The organism is Neptunicoccus cionae (assembly GCF_002860325.1).
Classification (GTDB): domain Bacteria; phylum Pseudomonadota; class Alphaproteobacteria; order Rhodobacterales; family Rhodobacteraceae; genus Amylibacter; species Amylibacter lutimaris.
Genome location: NZ_PKOJ01000006.1, coordinates 274,752 through 292,503, shown reverse-complemented (window position 1 = coordinate 292,503; position 17,752 = coordinate 274,752). Strand labels below are relative to the sequence as shown.

The window sequence follows — 17,752 nt, the reverse complement described above, 5'->3', positions numbered from 1 at the left end:
CCTGCAATTGCGCTGGCTGGTTGCAGGTTGTGTAAAGTAATTTGCCTGTCTGGTTGGCTATAACCTTGGCTGCGGACCACCCAGAGGGAAAGTTAATGTGTATTAACGAAGATATTACTAAAATATGCGGCATATGAAAAATCGGTAAATAGTATATGTTCTATTCGTATGGTGAATTTATATAACTTCGATTTAAACCTCCTTCGTGTGCTCGACGCGTTGTTGCGGACCAATTCGACTGTGCGTGCAGCCCGTTTGGTCGGACTGTCCCAACCGGCTGTGTCCGCTGCGCTTGGCCGGTTGCGGCTTGCGCTCGGCGACGAATTGTTTTTCCGGCGGGGGCAGGGATTGGCACCGACGCAATTTGCCGAGTCTCTGGAGACTCCCTTGCGCAACTTGCTGGACGAGATGGAAAGCCTGCTTCAGGGACCGGCTGACTTTGATCCCTCCCAGTCGGATCGGAACTTCAAAATTTCGGGCAGCGACTTCTTCGCCGAGATGCTAATGCCAAGCCTTGCAGAAAGGCTTCAGGCTCTCGCGCCGGCCATGCGCGTGCATTTGGTGGATTTTGTGCAGGACAGTTACATCCACGCGATGGAAGAGCACGATATCGATTTTGCGCTTCTACCCGAGATCGAGCTGCCTGATTGGGCTGAAAGCCGTGTGATGTTCCGTTCCGGCTTTTCCGTGATTGCGCGCAAGGGGCATCCACGGTTTGAACAGGCAGGGGTGGAGCCGGACGCTGTGGTTCCGCTGGATCTATACTGCGATCTCGCGCACGTCTTGTTTTCCACCCAAGGCAACAGCAAGGCGATAGGGGACGCTGCCCTTGCAAGGATAGGAAGGGAACGCCGCGTGGTCATGACGATGCCCGTGTTTTCAGGGATTTATCGTGCGGTGGCCGGTTCGGATCTGATCGCACTTCTGCCAACGGCTTTCGCAAAACGCATCGCACCGGCAGCAAATCTGGAAGTCTACAGGCTTCCTATGCGGATCGAGATCACCAACATCATCATGGTCTGGCACCGCCGCCATTCTGCGAGTCCTGCCCATATCTGGCTGCGCGAACAGGTGGCCGGATTGCTTGGCGCTTTTGATGAAGCGGAAGGATAGGACTGGTATTCGGTTACTTTAAGGCACCGAGGCTTTGGTATTGGCCAATGCTTCCACGGCTTCATACTGGCTGAGGAATATCTCTCCGGTCAGTTCCTGAAGAAGATGGCTGCGTTTGAGGCGGTCCATCACGGGCCCCTTAACCTCGCTAAGGTGGAGGCGGATGCCGGATTCCCGCAGGCGGGTGTTGATTGCCTCCAGCGATTCCAGCGCGGACAGGTCCACTTCGTTCACAGCGGTAAACAACAGTATAATGTCGGTAAGTTCCTCCTTTTCGGCAGCATAGCGGGCGAGCTGGTCTTCAAGAAAGCGCGCGTTCGGGAAATAAAGGCTCTCGTCTACACGCAGGGAAAGCACATGGGACTGGGTCTCGACCGTGTGGCGCTTGACGTTGCGAAAATGTTCTGTGCCGGGTACGCGGCCCACAACCGCCATATGGGGGCGCGAGGTCTTGTAAAGGTGGATCAGGATCGAAGTTGCGACGCCTGCTGTCACGCCGACCTCTACCCCCATAAGCAGGGTTAACAGGATCGTTGCGGCAACAGCGGCGAAATCGGCGCGGCTGAAGGACCATGCCCGCTTCAGGATCGAAAAATCCACAAGGCTCAGCACGGCCACGATGATTGTCGCGGCAAGCGTAGCTTTAGGCAGATAGTGGATCAGCGGTGTAAGGAACAACGCGGCCAGCATCAGCCCGATCGCGGTAAATGCGCCCGCCGCCGGAGTTTTAGCCCCTGCATCGTAATTCACAACGGAACGGGAAAATCCGCCGGTCACCGGAAAGCCGCCGGTCAGAGAGGCCCCGATATTAGCCGCACCAAGGCCGATAAGTTCCTGATCCGGATCGATCCGCTGGCGTTTCTTGGCCGCAAGGGTTTGGGCGACAGAGATGCTTTCAACAAAGCCGATGATCGAAATCAGCAGGGCCGGAACAATTAATTGCGAGATCAGGTCCGGTGAAAAAGAGGGCAGGGTCAGGGGAGGTAGGCTTTGTGGAACTGCTCCGACAATGGCTACACCCTGATCGGCCAGTTCAAAGCCCCAAACCGCCAGTGTGGTTGCTATAATTGCAAGGACCGGACCAGTTTTCACGCCGATGTCTACGAACAGCGGCGAAAGACCGGTTTTTTCCAGCAGGGGTTTCAGCCCGCTCCGTACCCAGAACAGAAAGGCAGTGGCGCTTGTGCCCAGCACCAGAGTAACCGGATTTACGGCGTAAAGATGGTACCACAGGCTTGTTGCGATTTCGATCAGTGTGTGGCCTTTGGCCTCGATCCCCAGAATGTGGCGCAACTGGCTGGCGGCTATCAGAATGCCGCTGGCTGTTATAAAACCTGCGATCACCGGATGGGACAGGAAATTCGCCAGAAACCCCAGTCGCAAAACCCCGAGCGTCAGAAGCATTACACCGGATAGAAAAGCCAGCGTCAGCGCCGCAGCGATATAACCCGCCGTGCCGCTGTCCACGATATTGCCTATCGCAGCAGCCGTCATGAGCGAGACCACTGCGACCGGCCCGACCGCAAGCACCCGCGAAGTGCCAAAGACCGCATAGAGCAGGATCGGAGCGATTGAGGCATAAAGCCCTGCTTCTGGCGGCAGACCGGCCAGCAGGGCATAGGCCAGCGATTGCGGGATCAGCATAACCGTCACGATCACAGCAGCGATCATATCCCCGATAAACCGGTCCCTATCATAGCGTCGCCCCCAGTCAAGGATCGGCAGAAATCGTGTGAACGTCGTCAAAGTCATTTTACGCGGTCCGGTTTGGATAAAAGAGCGGGCGGCCCGTAGGCCGCGCCGCAAGACAGGGTTTTGGGAGTTAATCGAAGCGGTTAACCGGCAGTTTCAAATAGGCATTGCCGTCGTCTTCCACTTGCGGCAGCCGCCCGCCCCGCAGGTTGATCTGCAAGGCTGCAAGGATACGCATCGGTAGGGCCAGCGTTGTATCGCGCGTCTGGCGGCGTTCGATGTAATCCTCACGTCGGGTGCCGTCCTTTACGTGGATGTTTTGCGACTTATGCTGTGCAACGGTTGCTTCCCACATGGGTTCCTTCCGCTCTTTGGTGCCGTAATCGTGGCCAATGAAGAGCCGCGTTTCAGGGGGCAGGGCGAGAATGCTTTGGATGGACTCCCACAACGCATCAGTATCGCCCCCCGGAAAATCAGAGCGTGAAGTCCCAGCATCCGGCTGCATCAGCGTATCATGGACAAAGGCCGCATCGCAGCAGACGTAACTGACGGAACCAAGGGTATGGCCCGGCGACAGCATGACCTCGACCTCAAGCTCGCCAATGGAAAACTGTTCTCCTTCTGCGAAAAGCCGGTCGAAATCCCGCGTCGGTGCAAACGCATCTGGCAGGTTGTAAAGGTCCGCCCAAATCGCTGCAATGTCGGGCACCAATGCGCCAATGGCGTTGGGGGCACCGGTCCGTTCTTTCAGGTGCGCCGAGGCCATGACGTGATCTGCATGGGGGTGGGTATCGAGCACCCATTCCACGATCAGGCCGTTTTCCTTCACAATATCAAGGACCTGATCCATGCTTTCAGTGCTGAACCGATAGTTCTTCGGGTCGAAATTCCAGACCACATCAATCAACGCTGCCTTGCGCGTTTTGGGATCGGCGCAAATATACTGGATTGATCCAGTGTCAGGTTCATAGATGCCCCATACATCAGGGCTGGTTGGCCCGTTTGACGGGGAATGGCGCACCACGGGTGTTTTGAGTGGATCGCTCATGACGGGGCTCCTTCCTGTTTGCTGCGGCCAAGATCAGGCGTATTGCGTGCCAGCCACATGCCGACCAGCATGAAGGGGACGAAGATCAGTGTTCCGCTTGCCCCGATGGGCAAAGCTGTCAGGGCAGGGCCGGGGCAGAAACCGCCCAAACCCCAGCCGACCCCGAAAATCGCCGCCCCGCTCAGCAGTTTGGGGTCGACATCGGTTCGGGTCGGAATGTGGAATTGGGTATGAAAGAACGGTTGGTTGCGCTGACGTGTGAGCCAGAAAAATCCTGGTGCTGTCACCGCAATGGCGCCGCCCATTACAAAAGCAAGGCTGGGGTCCCAAGTGCCGAACAGGTCCAGAAAGTTCAGCACTTTGGCGGGATCGGACATGCCGGAAATGATAAGGCCAAAACCAAAGACAAGGCCGGAAAGAAGGGCGAATATCTGTTTCATATCAAGCTCCTATAACGTGGCGTGCAACCAGAACTGTCAGGAAGGCCGTCGTCATGAAAGTGATTGTGGCAAGGATGGAGCGGGCAGATCCCCGACTGATACCGCAGACCCCGTGCCCCGAGGTGCAGCCGTTGCCGTAGGTTGCGCCAAATCCGACCAGCAGACCGGCGACGGTCATCAGAAGCGGGCTGGAGGGCACCCATTGTTGTGGCCAGCTGCCCGAGACCAGCATCCAGATCGGCGCCGCCAGCAACAGGCCAAGAACGAATAGGGCTGAAACGCCGCGAGCTTCGCCCTTGGTGGAGCTTGCGAAGATGCTTGAGGTCAAACCGCTGATTCCTGCGATGCGTCCGTTCGTGGCCATCAGCAACACTGCCGAAGCCCCGATCAACATGCCGCCACCCAGCGACAGCCAAGGGGTGAATTCCGTTTCCATAGTCAAACTCCTTTTCCGGTCGGGTGCCTTTAGGGCTTGTCCGATTCTCCTGAATCTATATATTCATCTTATTGTATATTCAATGAGGCGCATATGAATATTTCTGACGAATTTCTGGAAGGCGATATCCAGAGCGCGGCGAACCTGATGGCGATGCTGTCTTCAGAGGCGCGTTTGCAAATCCTGTGCCGTCTGGTCGAAGGGGAGCGGTCAGTGGGGGATCTTGCACAGGCCTGTGGCGCATCCCAACCGAAAATGTCCCAACAACTCAAACGGTTGAAAGAAGCCGGACTCGTAGAGGGGCGCCGCAGCGGGCAAACGATTTACTACAGTCTGACCAGCGCAGAGGCCGCGGCCGTGCTGGAAACCCTGCACGGGCTGTTTTGCGCAAAACCTTAGGGTGGTGCGGTTCGGTTTTACTCTCTAGCGATCGGGATTTTGTTCCAAAGGCATTGAAATGGCAAAGGTTGTGCCTTCGCCGAGCACACTTTCGTAGCTGATCGTTCCGCCGTGTTGCAGCATGATCTGTCTGGAGATATGCATTCCCAAGCCACTGCCGGTAATTTTACGTTCCGCGCCCTCGGCAATTTGTGAGAACCGGCCAAAGACCTTGTCTTCGGAATTCGGGGGAATGCCGCGGCCGCTGTCTTTGATAAATATCGTAGCGGTATCGCTTGTTGTTTGCAGGGAAATTCCGACTTCGGAACCGCTGCCTGAAAATTTCATCGCATTGGACAACACGTTAACGATCACCTGCCGGATGCGGACACTATCGGCAAAGACCGGCACAGGCAGTTCTTGGGGGGTATAGGCCAGCGTGATCTTCTTTTCGGGCAGGAACGTAGCCATGCTTGCAATTGCATCCGATAGGATTTCCCGCAGATCACCGCTTTCCCGATTGAGTTTGAAGTCCGAACTTGCCAACGCCTGCGTGTCCAGCAGGTCGTTAACCAGTGCTGCCAGAGAAGCTGCATTCTTTGTCATCAGCTGCATCAGGCTTTCGGCTTGTGCCTCTGAGATCTTTGCCTTGCTGTTGGTGAGCAGTGACAGGGAGCCGTTTATGGCTGTAAGGGGGGTGCGCAATTCGTGGCTGACTGTGGCAAGAAACTGCGCCTGGGCGCGTTCCGCTGCGATCGCCCGCTCTGCGGCCAGCTTTTGCGTCGTCACATCGACAAAAGCCACTGCCCACCCCAGTTGCGCCTGACCTTTGGTAAGAGCAATCGGGTAGGCGCGAATGAGGAAGTGTTTGCCGTCATGGGTTATTTCTTCGCCATCCGGTAGCTCGCCATGCTCCATCAACCGACGGAACACCGGACCGACCGCCGTCAGTTCGCTTGCTGGTGTTTGGCGCTGGTTTGGAATGTCGGCTATGAAATCCTGCGCCGACTGGTTGGTGTTGAGCAGGGTGCCGTCGCGGTCCAGCACAAAGACCAGATCGCGGGATTTGTAAAAAAACATATCCCGCGCGATTGCATTAATGTCGACCCAGCGCCGGTCTGTGATCAGCCAGACAACCAGACCGACCGAAACCGCAAATGAGAAAGGCGTCGGGTCTACATCAAACAGTTTAACGTCAAAAACCACGTGCATCACGTTGGTCGTGATCGGAATAACAGTGGTGAGAAATAATTTGATGAAGAAATTGCGCACGGCAAGGCTGGCGTGTAGCACGGCTCGTCCGGCAATCAGGGTACAACCCACTGTGAGCAGGTAAAGATAGGCTATCGCCAGAAAGAAAAACGGACCGTGCTCGTAGTAGACGTAAGGACGAAGTGTATCCGTGCGCAGAACTGTGCCCGCACCGTAAAACAATTCGTGCCAAGGGTTGGAGGCAGCCAGCGCAAAAATGAACGCAGGCATGATAAGGGTGCAAAGGGACACGATGCGCTTTGGCACCGGTCGGGACAGGGTGTATTCGAAAAGAAAAAACGACCAGAAGGTGGGCAGCAGAACAATCCCCGGCCATGCGGCCTTGGCCCAGAGCACCTTGCAGTCCTTCCCGGCGGAGGAAATCTCAAACCCGATCGACCCGAGCCACCACAGCATGGCAAACATACCAAGAATGAACCAGCGACTTCCCGGTAGGCTGCGGTGCGAGTTGATCCAAACGGCCAGCGCGGCCACGATAAACGACGTTGCGAGGATGAATTGGACTGAAGGAACGCCGGGATCTATACGCAGGCATTGGGTAAACACGTTAGTCATAGCTAGTCTCGGTACGAGTTACTTAAAGAAATTGTATTAGATCCGGCAGTTTAGCCGAGTAGTACACGGTATATCTACAGAAAGGGAATTCATTTCTACACGAATGAACAAAATCTGTTCAATTACGCAATTCCAAAGCAATCAGGATGTAACTTCTGCGCGCGCCGACAGGCAGGCAAGTATTGCAACAGCGCTCATGACAATTACTCCGCCCAGGATTTCCCGTGCCGTCATCGCCTCGCCCAGAAAACCCCAGACCCAGAGCGGCGAAAGTACAGATTCCAGCAGTACCAGTAAGGAAACTTCCGAAGCAGGCGCGTATGGCGCGCCCCATGTTACAAGACCGATGCCGATCCCGATGGTAAAGGCCCCCATGATGGCGCAGATCAGCAGGTCACGGAGGGAAACTGTCAGTCCGTCACCAATCAGTACAGCACAGGCAGCGGCTAACAGGCAGGACAGAACTCCGCCCAGAAAGGTGCCGCCAAGCACATCCTCTTTGCCGCCGGCTCGTGCTGTGACCAGCATCAGCGCAAAGAAAGCGGCCGAGCTGAGGGCAAATAGATTGCCGAGCGTTTGCCCAAGCGCGATTCCTTCGCCGGCCATCAATGCGATCCCCGCTACGGCCAGCAGGATAATCCCGCAGACCAGTGGGCGCGGACGCTCCCCCAGCCAGCCCCAAGCAAGCAAGGTGGCAAAAAGAGGCGAGGCAGCAAGAATAAACAGGGCAGAGGCCACCGATGTGTTCAGAAGTGCAAAAATATAGGTCGTAAAGGCCAGAGAAAGGATCGCCCCCAAAACCAGATCCTTGCCGTCCAGCGATTGCAGAAACCGGACGGGGCCGATTCTGCGCCGCATACAGGCCATAAGGGCCACCATCGCTGCCAGAGTGGCAGAGCGATAAGTGAGTATCTGAAAACCGTCCGCTTGCTCGACCAGCCGGACAAATAGGGCAGCAAGGCTCATGCCAATGGCGCCGAGAAGGATAAACAGTGTTGCGCGGGATTTTGGCATAGGGGGGCCTTGAGTATTTGCTTTGCATTAGAAAACAGGGGCAAGCTTTCGTGTCTAGGCCTTAAACGACGCGTTGCAAAGTAAATGGGGGCAGTACAACTGCCGGAAAACAGCAGGAAAACAGGCCGGGCCATATCTTTCTGAAAGAATATGACAAACTTCGTTGCAGAAGCGCTTGACGGGGTAAACATAGCCGCCTAAAACCCCGCTCACGCCTTACGCTGTAGGGCGCAGATTCAGTACGCGGTTGTAGCTCAGCTGGTTAGAGTGCCGGCCTGTCACGCCGGAGGTCGCGGGTTCGAGCCCCGTCAACCGCGCCACTGAAACGCTTGGGAAGGCAAACGCCTCGGTATTTAAGTACCTCGTGCGGTTGTAGCTCAGTTGGTTAGAGTGCCGGCCTGTCACGCCGGAGGTCGCGGGTTCGAGCCCCGTCAACCGCGCCACCCCAAACGGTCTGATACAGATAAAGCGGTCCTTCGGGGCCGCTTTTCTTTTTTGAAATACAATAATGTTTCCAAATGGTTGCGACTCATTGTTTGCGTTGGTTCACCCATCGTCCGGCGCATTCTTGTCAGATGCTAAACGATAGGGTCGAGAGGCCGGACGGCCGTAGCTCAGGATTTGGTCAGGGCATCTGGCAGATCGATTCCCGCCACTTGCTCCGGAATTGGATCCTGCGCGAGCGGGTGCGTGTCCAGCTCGAAATCTTCCGGCTTGTCCAGAGCCTGCCATTTACCGTTGATGAAAATCTCGAGCGCGCCGAAACTGGCCTTGTATTGCATCTTCGGGCTGCCGGGCACCCAATACCCCAGATAGACATATGGCAGTTCTGCTTCCCGTGCGATTTCGATGTGATCAAGGATCATATAGGTGCCAAGAGAGCGGGCATACATATCAGGATTGAAAAAGCTGTAGACCAGCGACAAACCGTCCTCCAACACATCCGTCAGGCACACTGCGGTCAGTTCCTGTCTGTTTTTGCGGCCTGTGGGCGGGCTGTGATATTCCACCACGCGGCTGCGGACAGGGGTTTCTTCGATCATTGAGGCAAATTCGAACACATCCATGTCCGCCATTCCGCCATCTGCATGACGCGCCCCGAGATAGGTGCGGAACAGGTCAAACTGTTCTTCGGTAGCCCAGGGGCTGGTTGCCTGACGGGACAAATCCCTGTTGCGGTTCAAAATGCGGCGGTGGCTGCGGCGGGGTTTGAAATCATCCACGCGGATACGGGCGGACAGGCAGGCATTACATTCCGCGCAGGACGGGCGGTAAAGCACGTTCTGGGACCGGCGGAACCCCTGTTTGGAAAGGGCATCGTTCAGGACAGAAGCATGGTCCCCTTGCAGTGCTGTAAAAAGTTTGCGTTCAACCCTGCCATCCAGATAAGGGCAGGGCTGGGGAGCGGTCACGTAAAACTGTGGTGCCAGTGGCAAAGTATGGCGCATGTCAGTTCCTTGGGCAGCGGTCCAGCCCAGAGCCTAGCGCGGGTCCGCATATTTTTGCAACCCGCTATTCTGACGGGGTGGGTGTCAATCTGCCGGACAGTTAATAACAACAGTCCCGAGCAGCAAATCATGTAGCGCCTGACCCTTGTCGTTCAACAGAATTGACAGGAAATTGGCAAAAATGCCGAGCACGGACATGAAGATGAAGATAAACAAGCCTGTGTGGAACACTGCCTGCGCCGTGTTCACCCGGTCTCCGGCGCTGTTGCGCACCTCAATGCCGACTGCGCGCATGCCCAAAGTGGCGGACCATTTGTGCAGGCAGAAGGCGCGATAGCAAAAATTCGCTGCGAAAGCGAGAACCGGAATGAAAAATGCCATCAGTCCGAGACTGGCAATGATAAAGGCCAGACAAATACCAATGACGACGATCAGGTCCAGCGCCCACGCCACGAGCCGTTTGGCAGGGACACCGTCGTAGAACTGCGCATCAAGGCGGGGATCGGGGTGATGGGTCGTTTGCATGATCGCTCATATGTAGGTTGCGCTGCCCTATTGCAAGAGCAGCGCAGCTTCAGGGAGGTTTGTCAGGGCCAAGTTTACACGGTTTTGGGTTCCGGTGAAGCAGGAGAAGCCACATCGCGGGCCCGTTCGTTCATAAACTGGTCAAATTCTGTCTTATCCTTTGCATCCCGCAGGCGTTGAAGGAAGCTTTGGAAGGCTGTTTGCTCGTCTTCCAGCCGTTTCAGAGTGTCGTCGCGGTAGGCATCAAAAGCGGTATTTCCCGAAGACTGTGTGTGCGCACTGTGGCGGCTGACAGACTTGGACGGACGACAGCAGAAAAACGAACGAGACATGCGATTGCTCCAGATCATGTAAAAGAGGATTGCCAGCCCGACAGGCCAGAAAAAGATAAAGCCGAGGATCATGGCGGCCATCCAGGCCCCTCTGCCCCGTGCATCGAGCCAGCTTTCGGCGGAGGAAAACCAGTTGGAGGGCGTTGACATAAGGATTGTCCTTTCAAGTTGCGTAATGTAAATGTTAATTACATTTACATATTTTGGGTCTCGCAAGCGAAAGTCAAGAGGAGGGGGTGAAATTTTTGGAAAAGGAAGGTTTTGCGGAAGTAGGGAGTGGAGCGAGGCTAGTCCTTATCAAGCACACCAAGACCGCGCAGATATATTCCCATGCTGCTTTCCAGCAGGTCTTCGGCAGAAAAGGGGGAGCGTGTGCCCGGTTCCCCCCGTGCGAACAGTTCTACCATTCCGTGACACAAGGCCCAGACGTGGTGGCTGATCATGCTGGCAGGCGGGCGTTTGTCAGCTGGCAGGTGACGACAAAGATCCTCTGCCGCCTGCGTCAGAACATTCATTGCGCGATTGGCTACAGTGGCCAACTCTGCATTCGCGTTGATCTGCACGCCGCTTTCAAACATCGCGATATAATATCCGGGATATTTACGGGCAAAGGCCAGATAGGCCCGGCCCGTGGATTCAAAAGCTGACAAGGCAGAGGGCTGGCCCTTCTGATAGGCAAATTCCATGAGATCGGCAAAAATTCCGAACCCTTGCCGTGCTATTTCCGCGATGATCTCTTCCCGGCCCGAAAAATGGCGATAAGGCGCAGCAGCAGAGACATTTGCCTGCTTGGCGGCTTCAGCCATTGTGAAACCGGTTGGTCCTTTTTCCTCGATCAGGGCGATTGCCGCTTCGACCAAAGCCTCTTTCAGGTTGCCGTGATGGTATCCTTTGCGGGCCAAATCCTGCGCTGCCTTTTTGTGACGTTTCGAAAGGAGATAACCCCATGCGGGTAGCTGTTCAAGCCGCGATAGCGGCGCGTCCGGCGCGTGAGCGATCCACGCGCGTTTCGTTGAGCGTTACGGCGACCCGTAATTACAGCAACATATCGGGGCCACCGGTAATCTTCGGGTCCGGCGTCTGAACCACTTCGTCGTCCCGTCCGTCGTAAGGAATATCGCTCAGAACGCGGCGGATGGCAGCGATGCGGGTGCGGCGTTTATCGTCCGACCGGATCACAGTCCAGGGGGCGTGCTCGCTGTGAGAGCGCTGGAACGTCTCGGAAATCGCTTTGGTATAGTCGTCCCATTTGTACAGTCCGGTGACGTCAATGCTCGACAACTTCCACTGCTTCAAGCGATCTCTTTCACGGTCCAGAAACCGGCGGAGTTGTTCGGCGCGCCCGACTGTCAGCCAGATTTTTACAAGGATCACCCCGTCATCCACCAGCATTCCCTCAAAATCATTCACCTGATTGAAGAAATGATCCCGCTGGGCATTGGTGCAAAACCCGAAAACCTTCTCTACCACGCCCCGATTATACCAGCTTCGATCAAACAGGACGATCTGACCGGCGGAAGGCAGGTGCTTGATATAACGCTGGAAGTACCACTGGCTGCGCTCTTCATCAGAGGGTTTGGGAAGGGCGACGACTTTGGCTATCCGCGGGTTCAGGTTTTCGCGGAACCGTTTGATCGTGCCGCCTTTTCCTGCCGCGTCGCGTCCTTCGAACACCACCGCAACCCGCGCGCCGGTATCCGCAGCCCAAGCCTGCATCTTGACCAGTTCGACCTGTAGGTCTTCCAGCGTTTCCTCGTATTCGTCCTTATCCATACGTTTGTCATAGGCATAGTCGGGATTGAGGATTTCGTCCTTCTTGCCGTCTTTGATGGCTTCGCGGATGGATTGGGGCGCATCCTGTTCGAAGAACTTGGTAATCGCGCCGTCAAAGGGTTTACGTGTCTTGGGCATCTTGTCCTCTTAAGCTTTGAAACGACTATGGCGCTGCCTTTCTGGAAGTGCAACGCCCTGCCGGCGCGCTATTGGGACAGCCGATGTGCAGCAGCCAGAATTTCATCTTGCGCGTAGTGATGAACCGAATGGCCGACGCCTTTGACTTTGGTATAGGTCACGTTATCCAGCTGCTTTGAAAGCACATCTGCATGAACCGAAGGCGGCACCGTCACATCTTCCGCACCGTGGATTATCTCGACCGGCATGTGAAGTTCGGGATAGCGCAGGGATTGTTCCTCGATCTGGGGCAACAGACCGTTCACCTGACGCCCGTTGGCCCGCAGGGTGATCTTGCGCAGGGTAAGGGACGCGCCGATATGCTCCAGATAGCCCTTCGGGGCGGGTTTTGGCGCAAAGATTGAAGTGAGCGTATCCTCCACCAGAGCACGGGGAGCAAAGGCCGACAATGTGGTGCCGAGAAGCGGGCCGGTTACGGGGCCGGCGGCCAGTGCATATAGTTTGGAAGGAGGCAAAACCCACGGATTTGAAACTGCATTCATCAGCAGAAGGCCTTGCGTCGCTGATGGATAATCCAACGCCCATCGCAAGGCTACAGCACCGCCAAAGGAGTACCCGCCGACGATTGCCCGCGGATAACCAAGCGCATCTGTCGCTGCTTTCAGTAGCGCAGCCTGTTCTGCAAGGCTCTCTCCCTTTTCGTGAAGAATCTCGGTAAACCCGTGCCCGGGGCGGTCAAAGGCGATAACAGTATGATTTTCCGCCAGCTTTTCCGAGAGACTAAAGGTAAAGTCGCGCAGATTCCCGCCCGCACCATGGATCAGCACCAAAGCGGGGCCGGAGCCTTCAACAACGTAGTGTACACGGGTGCCGTTGATGGTGATGAACTGGCCTACAGGTGGATAGTCGCGGTTCGCCCGTGCGTCATTGCGCGCGCTTTTGTAACTGGCCACACCGGAGCCCAGGGCGAGGGCGACTCCGGCTGTTGTGGCCAGTTTGCGGATCATTCAGCGGTCCCGATTCTGGAAATATCAAACGGTGTGGTCTGATAGATCTCGTTGATCCAGTTGCCGTAAAGCAGATGGCCGTGGCTGCGCCAGCGGTTCATCGGCGGTTGGGCGGGATCATCATCAGGATAGTAGTTCATGGGCACATTGATCGGCGTGCCATTGGCAACATCGCGGTCGTATTCCTGCTTGAGCGTGTCACGGTCGTATTCAAAGTGGTTGAACACATAAAGCGCACGGTGGGTATCGTCCTGTACCAGACAGGGGCCGGACTGATCCGAAGTGATCAGGGTTTTCAGGCCGGCATTGTCCAACTCATCCTGACGCACCTCTGTCCAGCGGGACACAGGGATCACCAGATCATCTGAAAAACCGCGCAGATAGGGCGACCCGCTTGCCACCCGTTTATGGCGGAAACAACCGAAGGCCTTGTGATCCAGCAAATGTTTCTTCACGCCGTGAAAATGGTTCACCATCGCCATGCCGCCCCAACAGACGCCAAAAGTGGAAAGCACGTTGGTCTGTGTCCACTCCATCACCTCAACCATTTCGTCCCAATAGCTGACCTCGGCAAAGGGCATATGTTCGATCGGCGCGCCCGTAATCACCAGCCCGTCGAACTTTCGGTGCTTTACATCCTGAAACGACTGGTAGAAGGCCTCCATATGGTCCTGAGAGGTGTTTTTTGACTGGTGTTCGGTCATGCGGATCAGGGTCAGGTCGATTTGCAGTGGCGTCGCGCCGATCAGACGTGCAAACTGGGTCTCTGTCGCAATTTTCTTGGGCATCAGGTTCAGAAGGCCAATTTGCAAAGGGCGGATATCCTGACGGGCGGCGTCATCATCTGTCATCACCATGACGCCCTCTCTCTGGAGAACATCAAAGGCGGGCAGGGTGGAAGGGATCGTTATAGGCATTTTATGCGTCCAACGTAATTATTGTGTAACTCAGGCGAGCGTGCGGGCGATGAGTTCGTTGAAATCACCGGCGGAACGGACCATCGCCATGTCATCGGCCTTGACCGTGACGCCCCAGCGGTCCGCAATCTGGCGATACCGTGGCAGGCGATGGTCCAACAACATTCGATAGCCCCAGCGGATGAAATCATCGGGGTTCACTTCCGGTTCGCTCAGCGCGTTATTGGCAAGATATTCGGACCAGAGCTGTTCAAGAAAATCGGGCTGGTAATACATCGGCTTTGGCGCTTTGGCAAAACGGCGCACCAGCTCCTCGATATGGCTGTCGGCACCTTCGATCCAGACCGGCAGCACGTGTTCGCACAATTCGGTCATCACCGGATCGGCAGGGCTTTCGGCGTTGATCACTTCCACCATCGAACCGGAGGTGTCACAGACGAAATTGTCATAGCCGTAGATATTCTTGGCGCGGTTGATAAAATGGACCGTGTCATGCAGTGCGCGGGTTTCGGCCTCGGCATGAAGGGCCTGACGGCGGGTGTATTCGCGGAACGGAATGCCGCCCAGATCCGGGTTGCCCGGTTTGCCAAGATAGGTGGACAGGGGCGAGAGGTTTTCAAACGTGATATTAGAGCCGATGTAGATACTGTCATTGCGCAGCAAATCCGCCAGAAACGGATTTTTCATCGCTTCGGCCTTGAAGTTATCGACGATATGTTCGCCCATATAACGGGTGCCGATCCGGTAATCGACCGAGTAATGGAACCAGCCCGCATCCCGCAACGTGTTGGAGACAAAGGTTTTCCCAAGACCCGACATGCCAAAAAGCATCACCCGCTTTTGCGGTGCCTCACGCCAGTCTTTTGCGGAATTATAAAGCATATCGTCGCCTGTTGCCTGTTAGTGGTCATTACCGGAACCGGTGTGGGGCAGGTGTTAGCGCGAATGGGCGGTTTGGGCAAGCTGGCAGCAGGGGGGCCTGTGCGTCACAAACAGGTGATCCACCCGTCGCTGGCCTGCGCCTCCGGCGGTCGTATCGTCAAGGTCGTAATGTATAATATTATTTGGTCGGAATGCGTCAGATACAAAAAGCATCTACAATTTTATCTTACTTTTCGCGGTTGAAGAATTGCTTACACATTCCGGCCGGTGATCCATACACATCGTTTCACCGGCGGCCTCCCTCATGCATTGGAGAAACCTGTGACTTTTGGGTGTCTCGCTGTGTAGTTGGACACCACTGGGAAAAGAACCGACTTTCGTTGCGGCCAGAATGAACGGCAGCTGTGCGCAGCTCGTGGTTTTTACAAAGCCACGCGAACGGCCCTTACCAGCCGATCGCATAGCGCCGCGCCCTTGCGGTGCAGCTTCCAGAAAGCCGACATCTAAAAATATGTCTATACAAGATTGACGGGGAGCAACCTTCTGGAGGCCACGCTTTGCCCGGAAGCATAATACATGACGAAAGGCGCTCGCTTGACTTAACCTCCACCAATGCTGCCCACCCAGTCAAGAAAGACCCCCAGTCGCCGCAACCCGGAGACGCGGGTAAGGTAAAGCGCAGAGATATTCAAAGGGGCGGCTTCGAGTTGGCCCGGAAACAGCTCGATCAAACGCCCGGCTTTAATATCTTCAGCGATCATGAAATCGGAAAAACGCGCAATGCCCAGGCCGCCTAACACCATCTGGCGGACGGCCTCTCCATTGCCCGCGGTCAGGGCGGGGGTCACCGTCACGGGAGTGGACAGTCCGGCGAAGCGCAGCGTGTTGATATGATCAGGTGCCGCGAACCGAACTTGCTCCAGCATTGCGAGGTCGGTTGGTGTTTTTGGCCAGCCTTTGCGATCAAGATATTCCGGCGCAGCCACCAGTTTCCAAGCCGTGCTCCCCAAGGGGCGGTGTAGCATGTCGCTATCAGGCAGCTGGCCCAGCCGAATAGCAACATCAGCGTGGCTGCCGATCAGATCCACCAGCGAGTCTGTCATGTCGATCGAAAGCTGGATGTCCGGATACTTTGCGTGGAACTCAGCCAGACGCGGGGCGAGGACATGCAGGACGTAAGGAACCGGTGCGTTTACTCGCAGTGGTCCGGCGGGAGCTTGTCCGCTTGTTGCGATCTCTTGCAAGGCTTCGCTGCGATCCAGAATTTCACGCGCCTCAGCCAGAACGGCGGCACCTTCGGGGGTGATCTCGATGGATCGCGTCGTGCGCCGCAGTAGTGTTACCTTCAATTGTTCTTCCAGCCGCGTGACTGATCGGCTGAGCGTAGAGGCAGACACCCCTCTGCGCCGTGCAGATTCAGCAAAGCCCCCATCATCGACGATTCCGACGAAGGCAGCCAAATCCCCCAAGCGCAGCAATTCGTGCGGTTTCTGCAATGATCCATTCCAAACTTGTCTGTTCTCGCAATAGATAGCGGCTGGCATATACGGCGTCGACATCAAATTTATTGGAGAAAACCGATGCCACTTGCCCTTTGGGCGCTGACCATCAGCGCTTTCGCCGTCGGAACGACCGAGTTCGTTATCGTAGGCTTGCTTCCCACCATCGCCGCCGATCTTGGCGTTTCTATACCTTCTGCTGGTCTGTTGGTCAGCCTCTATGCGCTTGGCGTGACCATCGGTGCGCCAGTGCTGACCGCCATGGCCGACCGTGTGCCTCGTAAGACGCTGTTGCTGCTCTTGCTGGCGCTGTTCACGCTCGGCAATGCTTATGCCGCCTTTGCACCCGATTACGGCAGCCTTGTCGCAGCGCGTTTTATTACCGGCCTCGCCCACGGTGTGTTCTTTGCTATCGCCTCGACGATCGCCACCGATCTGGTGGAGCCCGAAAAGGAAAGCTCGGCCATCGCACTGGTGTTCCTTGGCCTGACCGTCGCGCTGGTGACGGGTGTTCCTTTGGGAACGTTCATCGGTCAAAACTTCGGCTGGCAGTCGACCTTCCTTGGCGTTGTCGTGCTGGGTGTAATCGGCTTTATCGCTTCTGCCATCTTGGTGCCTGCCAATCTGACCAAGGCTGCCTCAGCGGGGATCAAGGCACAGTTACAGGTACTGACCTCGCCGCGCCTTTTGCTGGTCTATCTGATCACGGCTGTCGGCTATGGCGGCAACTTCATCGCCTTTACCTTCCTTGCGCCGATGCTGAACGAAGTCACCGGCCTGTCTGCGGGCGCGGTCAGCCTTGTGCTGCTGCTCTACGGTGCATCTGTCGCTGTGGGAAACATTGCAGGCGGTAAACTGGCCGATCGTATCGGTGCAGTGCCATCCCTGACCGTGATCTTTGCTGGCCTTGCCATATCTCTGGTCGCACTCGGCGCGCTCCTCACCAGCCCGATTGCAGCGATCGCGGTTGCGGCCTTCTGGGGCGGTTTTGCCTTCGCCAACGTGCCACCGCTGCAGTCTTACGTCGTACAAATCGCACGCGAAGTATCCCCCGGTGCGGTGGATGTGGCGTCCGGCCTGAACATCGGCGCGTTCAACCTCGGCATCGCTGGGGGCGCATGGGCTGGTGGACTTGTGGTGGAAGGCATCGGCCTTGCCGCTGCGCCCTACATCGCCGCTGGTGTGGTGGTTGTCGGGATCGTTCTGGTGCGCCTGTCTGGTCGCTTGAACGCAACAGCACCCCAAACTGTTGCTGCTGAATAACCACATTTGCCCCGCCGTAT

General features: G+C 56.1%; 18 protein-coding genes and 2 tRNA genes. 5 read left to right on the top strand and 15 right to left on the bottom strand.

The window, feature by feature from the left end; genetic code table 11:
• Positions 1-168: 168 nt before the first annotated feature.
• Entirely contained in the window at positions 169-1,113 is a 945-nt protein-coding gene (locus C0U40_RS15195) for a LysR family transcriptional regulator (RefSeq protein ID WP_286135018.1), read from the top strand.
• Between the two features lie 18 nt (positions 1,114-1,131).
• Here the strand turns inward: C0U40_RS15195 and C0U40_RS15190 are convergent, their stop codons facing one another.
• From C0U40_RS15190 to C0U40_RS15175, 4 genes are all read right to left on the bottom strand, one after another.
• Entirely contained in the window at positions 1,132-2,865 is a 1,734-nt protein-coding gene (locus C0U40_RS15190; RefSeq protein ID WP_101656645.1) for a SulP family inorganic anion transporter, read from the bottom strand.
• 70 nt (positions 2,866-2,935) lie between these two features.
• Positions 2,936-3,853: an MBL fold metallo-hydrolase gene (locus tag C0U40_RS15185; protein ID WP_101656644.1), complete on the bottom strand. Its 918-nt coding sequence runs from the start codon at positions 3,851-3,853 to the stop codon at positions 2,936-2,938.
• The gene (locus C0U40_RS15180; protein WP_101656643.1) at positions 3,850-4,293 is read right to left on the bottom strand and encodes a YeeE/YedE family protein; all 444 of its coding nucleotides are present in this window, start codon (positions 4,291-4,293) and stop codon (positions 3,850-3,852) included. Before C0U40_RS15180 ends, C0U40_RS15185 begins: the two co-directional genes overlap by 4 nt.
• A 1-nt stretch (position 4,294) precedes the next feature.
• Positions 4,295-4,729 (bottom strand): YeeE/YedE family protein, encoded by a 435-nt coding sequence (locus C0U40_RS15175; RefSeq protein ID WP_219619805.1) that lies wholly within the window; start codon positions 4,727-4,729, stop codon positions 4,295-4,297.
• 93 nt (positions 4,730-4,822) lie between these two features.
• Here C0U40_RS15175 and C0U40_RS15170 point away from each other — a divergent pair, with 93 nt between their 5' ends.
• Positions 4,823-5,128 (top strand): ArsR/SmtB family transcription factor, encoded by a 306-nt coding sequence (locus C0U40_RS15170; RefSeq protein WP_101656641.1) that lies wholly within the window; start codon positions 4,823-4,825, stop codon positions 5,126-5,128.
• A gap of 24 nt (positions 5,129-5,152) precedes the next feature.
• On the opposite strand, the gene C0U40_RS15165 is transcribed toward C0U40_RS15170, so the two are convergent.
• Both C0U40_RS15165 and C0U40_RS15160 read right to left on the bottom strand, forming a co-directional pair.
• Positions 5,153-6,934 carry a sensor histidine kinase gene (locus tag C0U40_RS15165; RefSeq protein ID WP_101656640.1) on the bottom strand — a complete coding sequence of 594 codons (1,782 nt, stop codon included), beginning with the start codon at positions 6,932-6,934 and terminating at the stop codon, positions 5,153-5,155.
• 141 nt (positions 6,935-7,075) lie between these two features.
• Positions 7,076-7,948, bottom strand: a complete 873-nt coding sequence (locus tag C0U40_RS15160; RefSeq protein ID WP_101656639.1) for a DMT family transporter — start codon at positions 7,946-7,948, stop codon at positions 7,076-7,078.
• Between the two features lie 243 nt (positions 7,949-8,191).
• On the opposite strand from C0U40_RS15160, the gene C0U40_RS15155 reads away from it, so the two are divergent.
• Both C0U40_RS15155 and C0U40_RS15150 read left to right on the top strand, forming a co-directional pair.
• Positions 8,192-8,268: transfer RNA gene (locus tag C0U40_RS15155), tRNA-Asp, on the top strand.
• Positions 8,269-8,314: 46 nt separating this feature from the next.
• Positions 8,315-8,391: transfer RNA gene (locus C0U40_RS15150), tRNA-Asp, on the top strand.
• Between the two features lie 171 nt (positions 8,392-8,562).
• On the opposite strand, the gene C0U40_RS15145 is transcribed toward C0U40_RS15150, so the two are convergent.
• The 9 genes from C0U40_RS15145 to C0U40_RS15100 all read right to left on the bottom strand — a co-directional run bounded on the left by C0U40_RS15145 (position 8,563) and on the right by C0U40_RS15100 (position 16,466).
• Positions 8,563-9,396 (bottom strand): arginyltransferase, encoded by an 834-nt coding sequence (locus C0U40_RS15145; protein ID WP_101656638.1) that lies wholly within the window; start codon positions 9,394-9,396, stop codon positions 8,563-8,565.
• 84 nt (positions 9,397-9,480) lie between these two features.
• Positions 9,481-9,921 (bottom strand): RDD family protein, encoded by a 441-nt coding sequence (locus C0U40_RS15140; RefSeq protein WP_101656637.1) that lies wholly within the window; start codon positions 9,919-9,921, stop codon positions 9,481-9,483.
• 74 nt (positions 9,922-9,995) lie between these two features.
• On the bottom strand, positions 9,996-10,403 hold the full coding sequence (locus C0U40_RS15135) for a DUF2852 domain-containing protein (RefSeq protein WP_101656636.1): 408 nt from the start codon (positions 10,401-10,403) through the stop codon (positions 9,996-9,998).
• Between the two features lie 137 nt (positions 10,404-10,540).
• Positions 10,541-11,155: a TetR/AcrR family transcriptional regulator gene (locus tag C0U40_RS15130; protein WP_101656635.1), complete on the bottom strand. Its 615-nt coding sequence runs from the start codon at positions 11,153-11,155 to the stop codon at positions 10,541-10,543.
• Positions 11,156-11,288: 133 nt separating this feature from the next.
• Positions 11,289-12,164, bottom strand: coding sequence for a polyphosphate kinase 2 (gene ppk2, locus C0U40_RS15125; protein WP_101656634.1), 876 nt, complete (start codon positions 12,162-12,164; stop codon positions 11,289-11,291).
• Between the two features lie 68 nt (positions 12,165-12,232).
• Positions 12,233-13,171, bottom strand: coding sequence for an alpha/beta fold hydrolase (locus C0U40_RS15120; RefSeq protein ID WP_101656633.1), 939 nt, complete (start codon positions 13,169-13,171; stop codon positions 12,233-12,235).
• On the bottom strand, positions 13,168-14,088 hold the full coding sequence (gene metA / locus C0U40_RS15115; protein ID WP_101656632.1) for a homoserine O-acetyltransferase MetA: 921 nt from the start codon (positions 14,086-14,088) through the stop codon (positions 13,168-13,170). Before metA ends, C0U40_RS15120 begins: the two co-directional genes overlap by 4 nt.
• A gap of 30 nt (positions 14,089-14,118) precedes the next feature.
• The gene (locus C0U40_RS15110) at positions 14,119-14,970 is read right to left on the bottom strand and encodes an ATPase (RefSeq protein WP_101656631.1); all 852 of its coding nucleotides are present in this window, start codon (positions 14,968-14,970) and stop codon (positions 14,119-14,121) included.
• Positions 14,971-15,569: 599 nt separating this feature from the next.
• Positions 15,570-16,466: a LysR family transcriptional regulator gene (locus C0U40_RS15100; RefSeq protein WP_101656629.1), complete on the bottom strand. Its 897-nt coding sequence runs from the start codon at positions 16,464-16,466 to the stop codon at positions 15,570-15,572.
• A gap of 84 nt (positions 16,467-16,550) precedes the next feature.
• On the opposite strand from C0U40_RS15100, the gene C0U40_RS15095 reads away from it, so the two are divergent.
• A complete protein-coding gene (locus C0U40_RS15095) occupies positions 16,551-17,732 on the top strand; it encodes an MFS transporter (RefSeq protein WP_101656628.1) in 1,182 nt (393 codons plus the stop codon).
• The last annotated feature ends 20 nt before the right edge of the window (positions 17,733-17,752 follow it).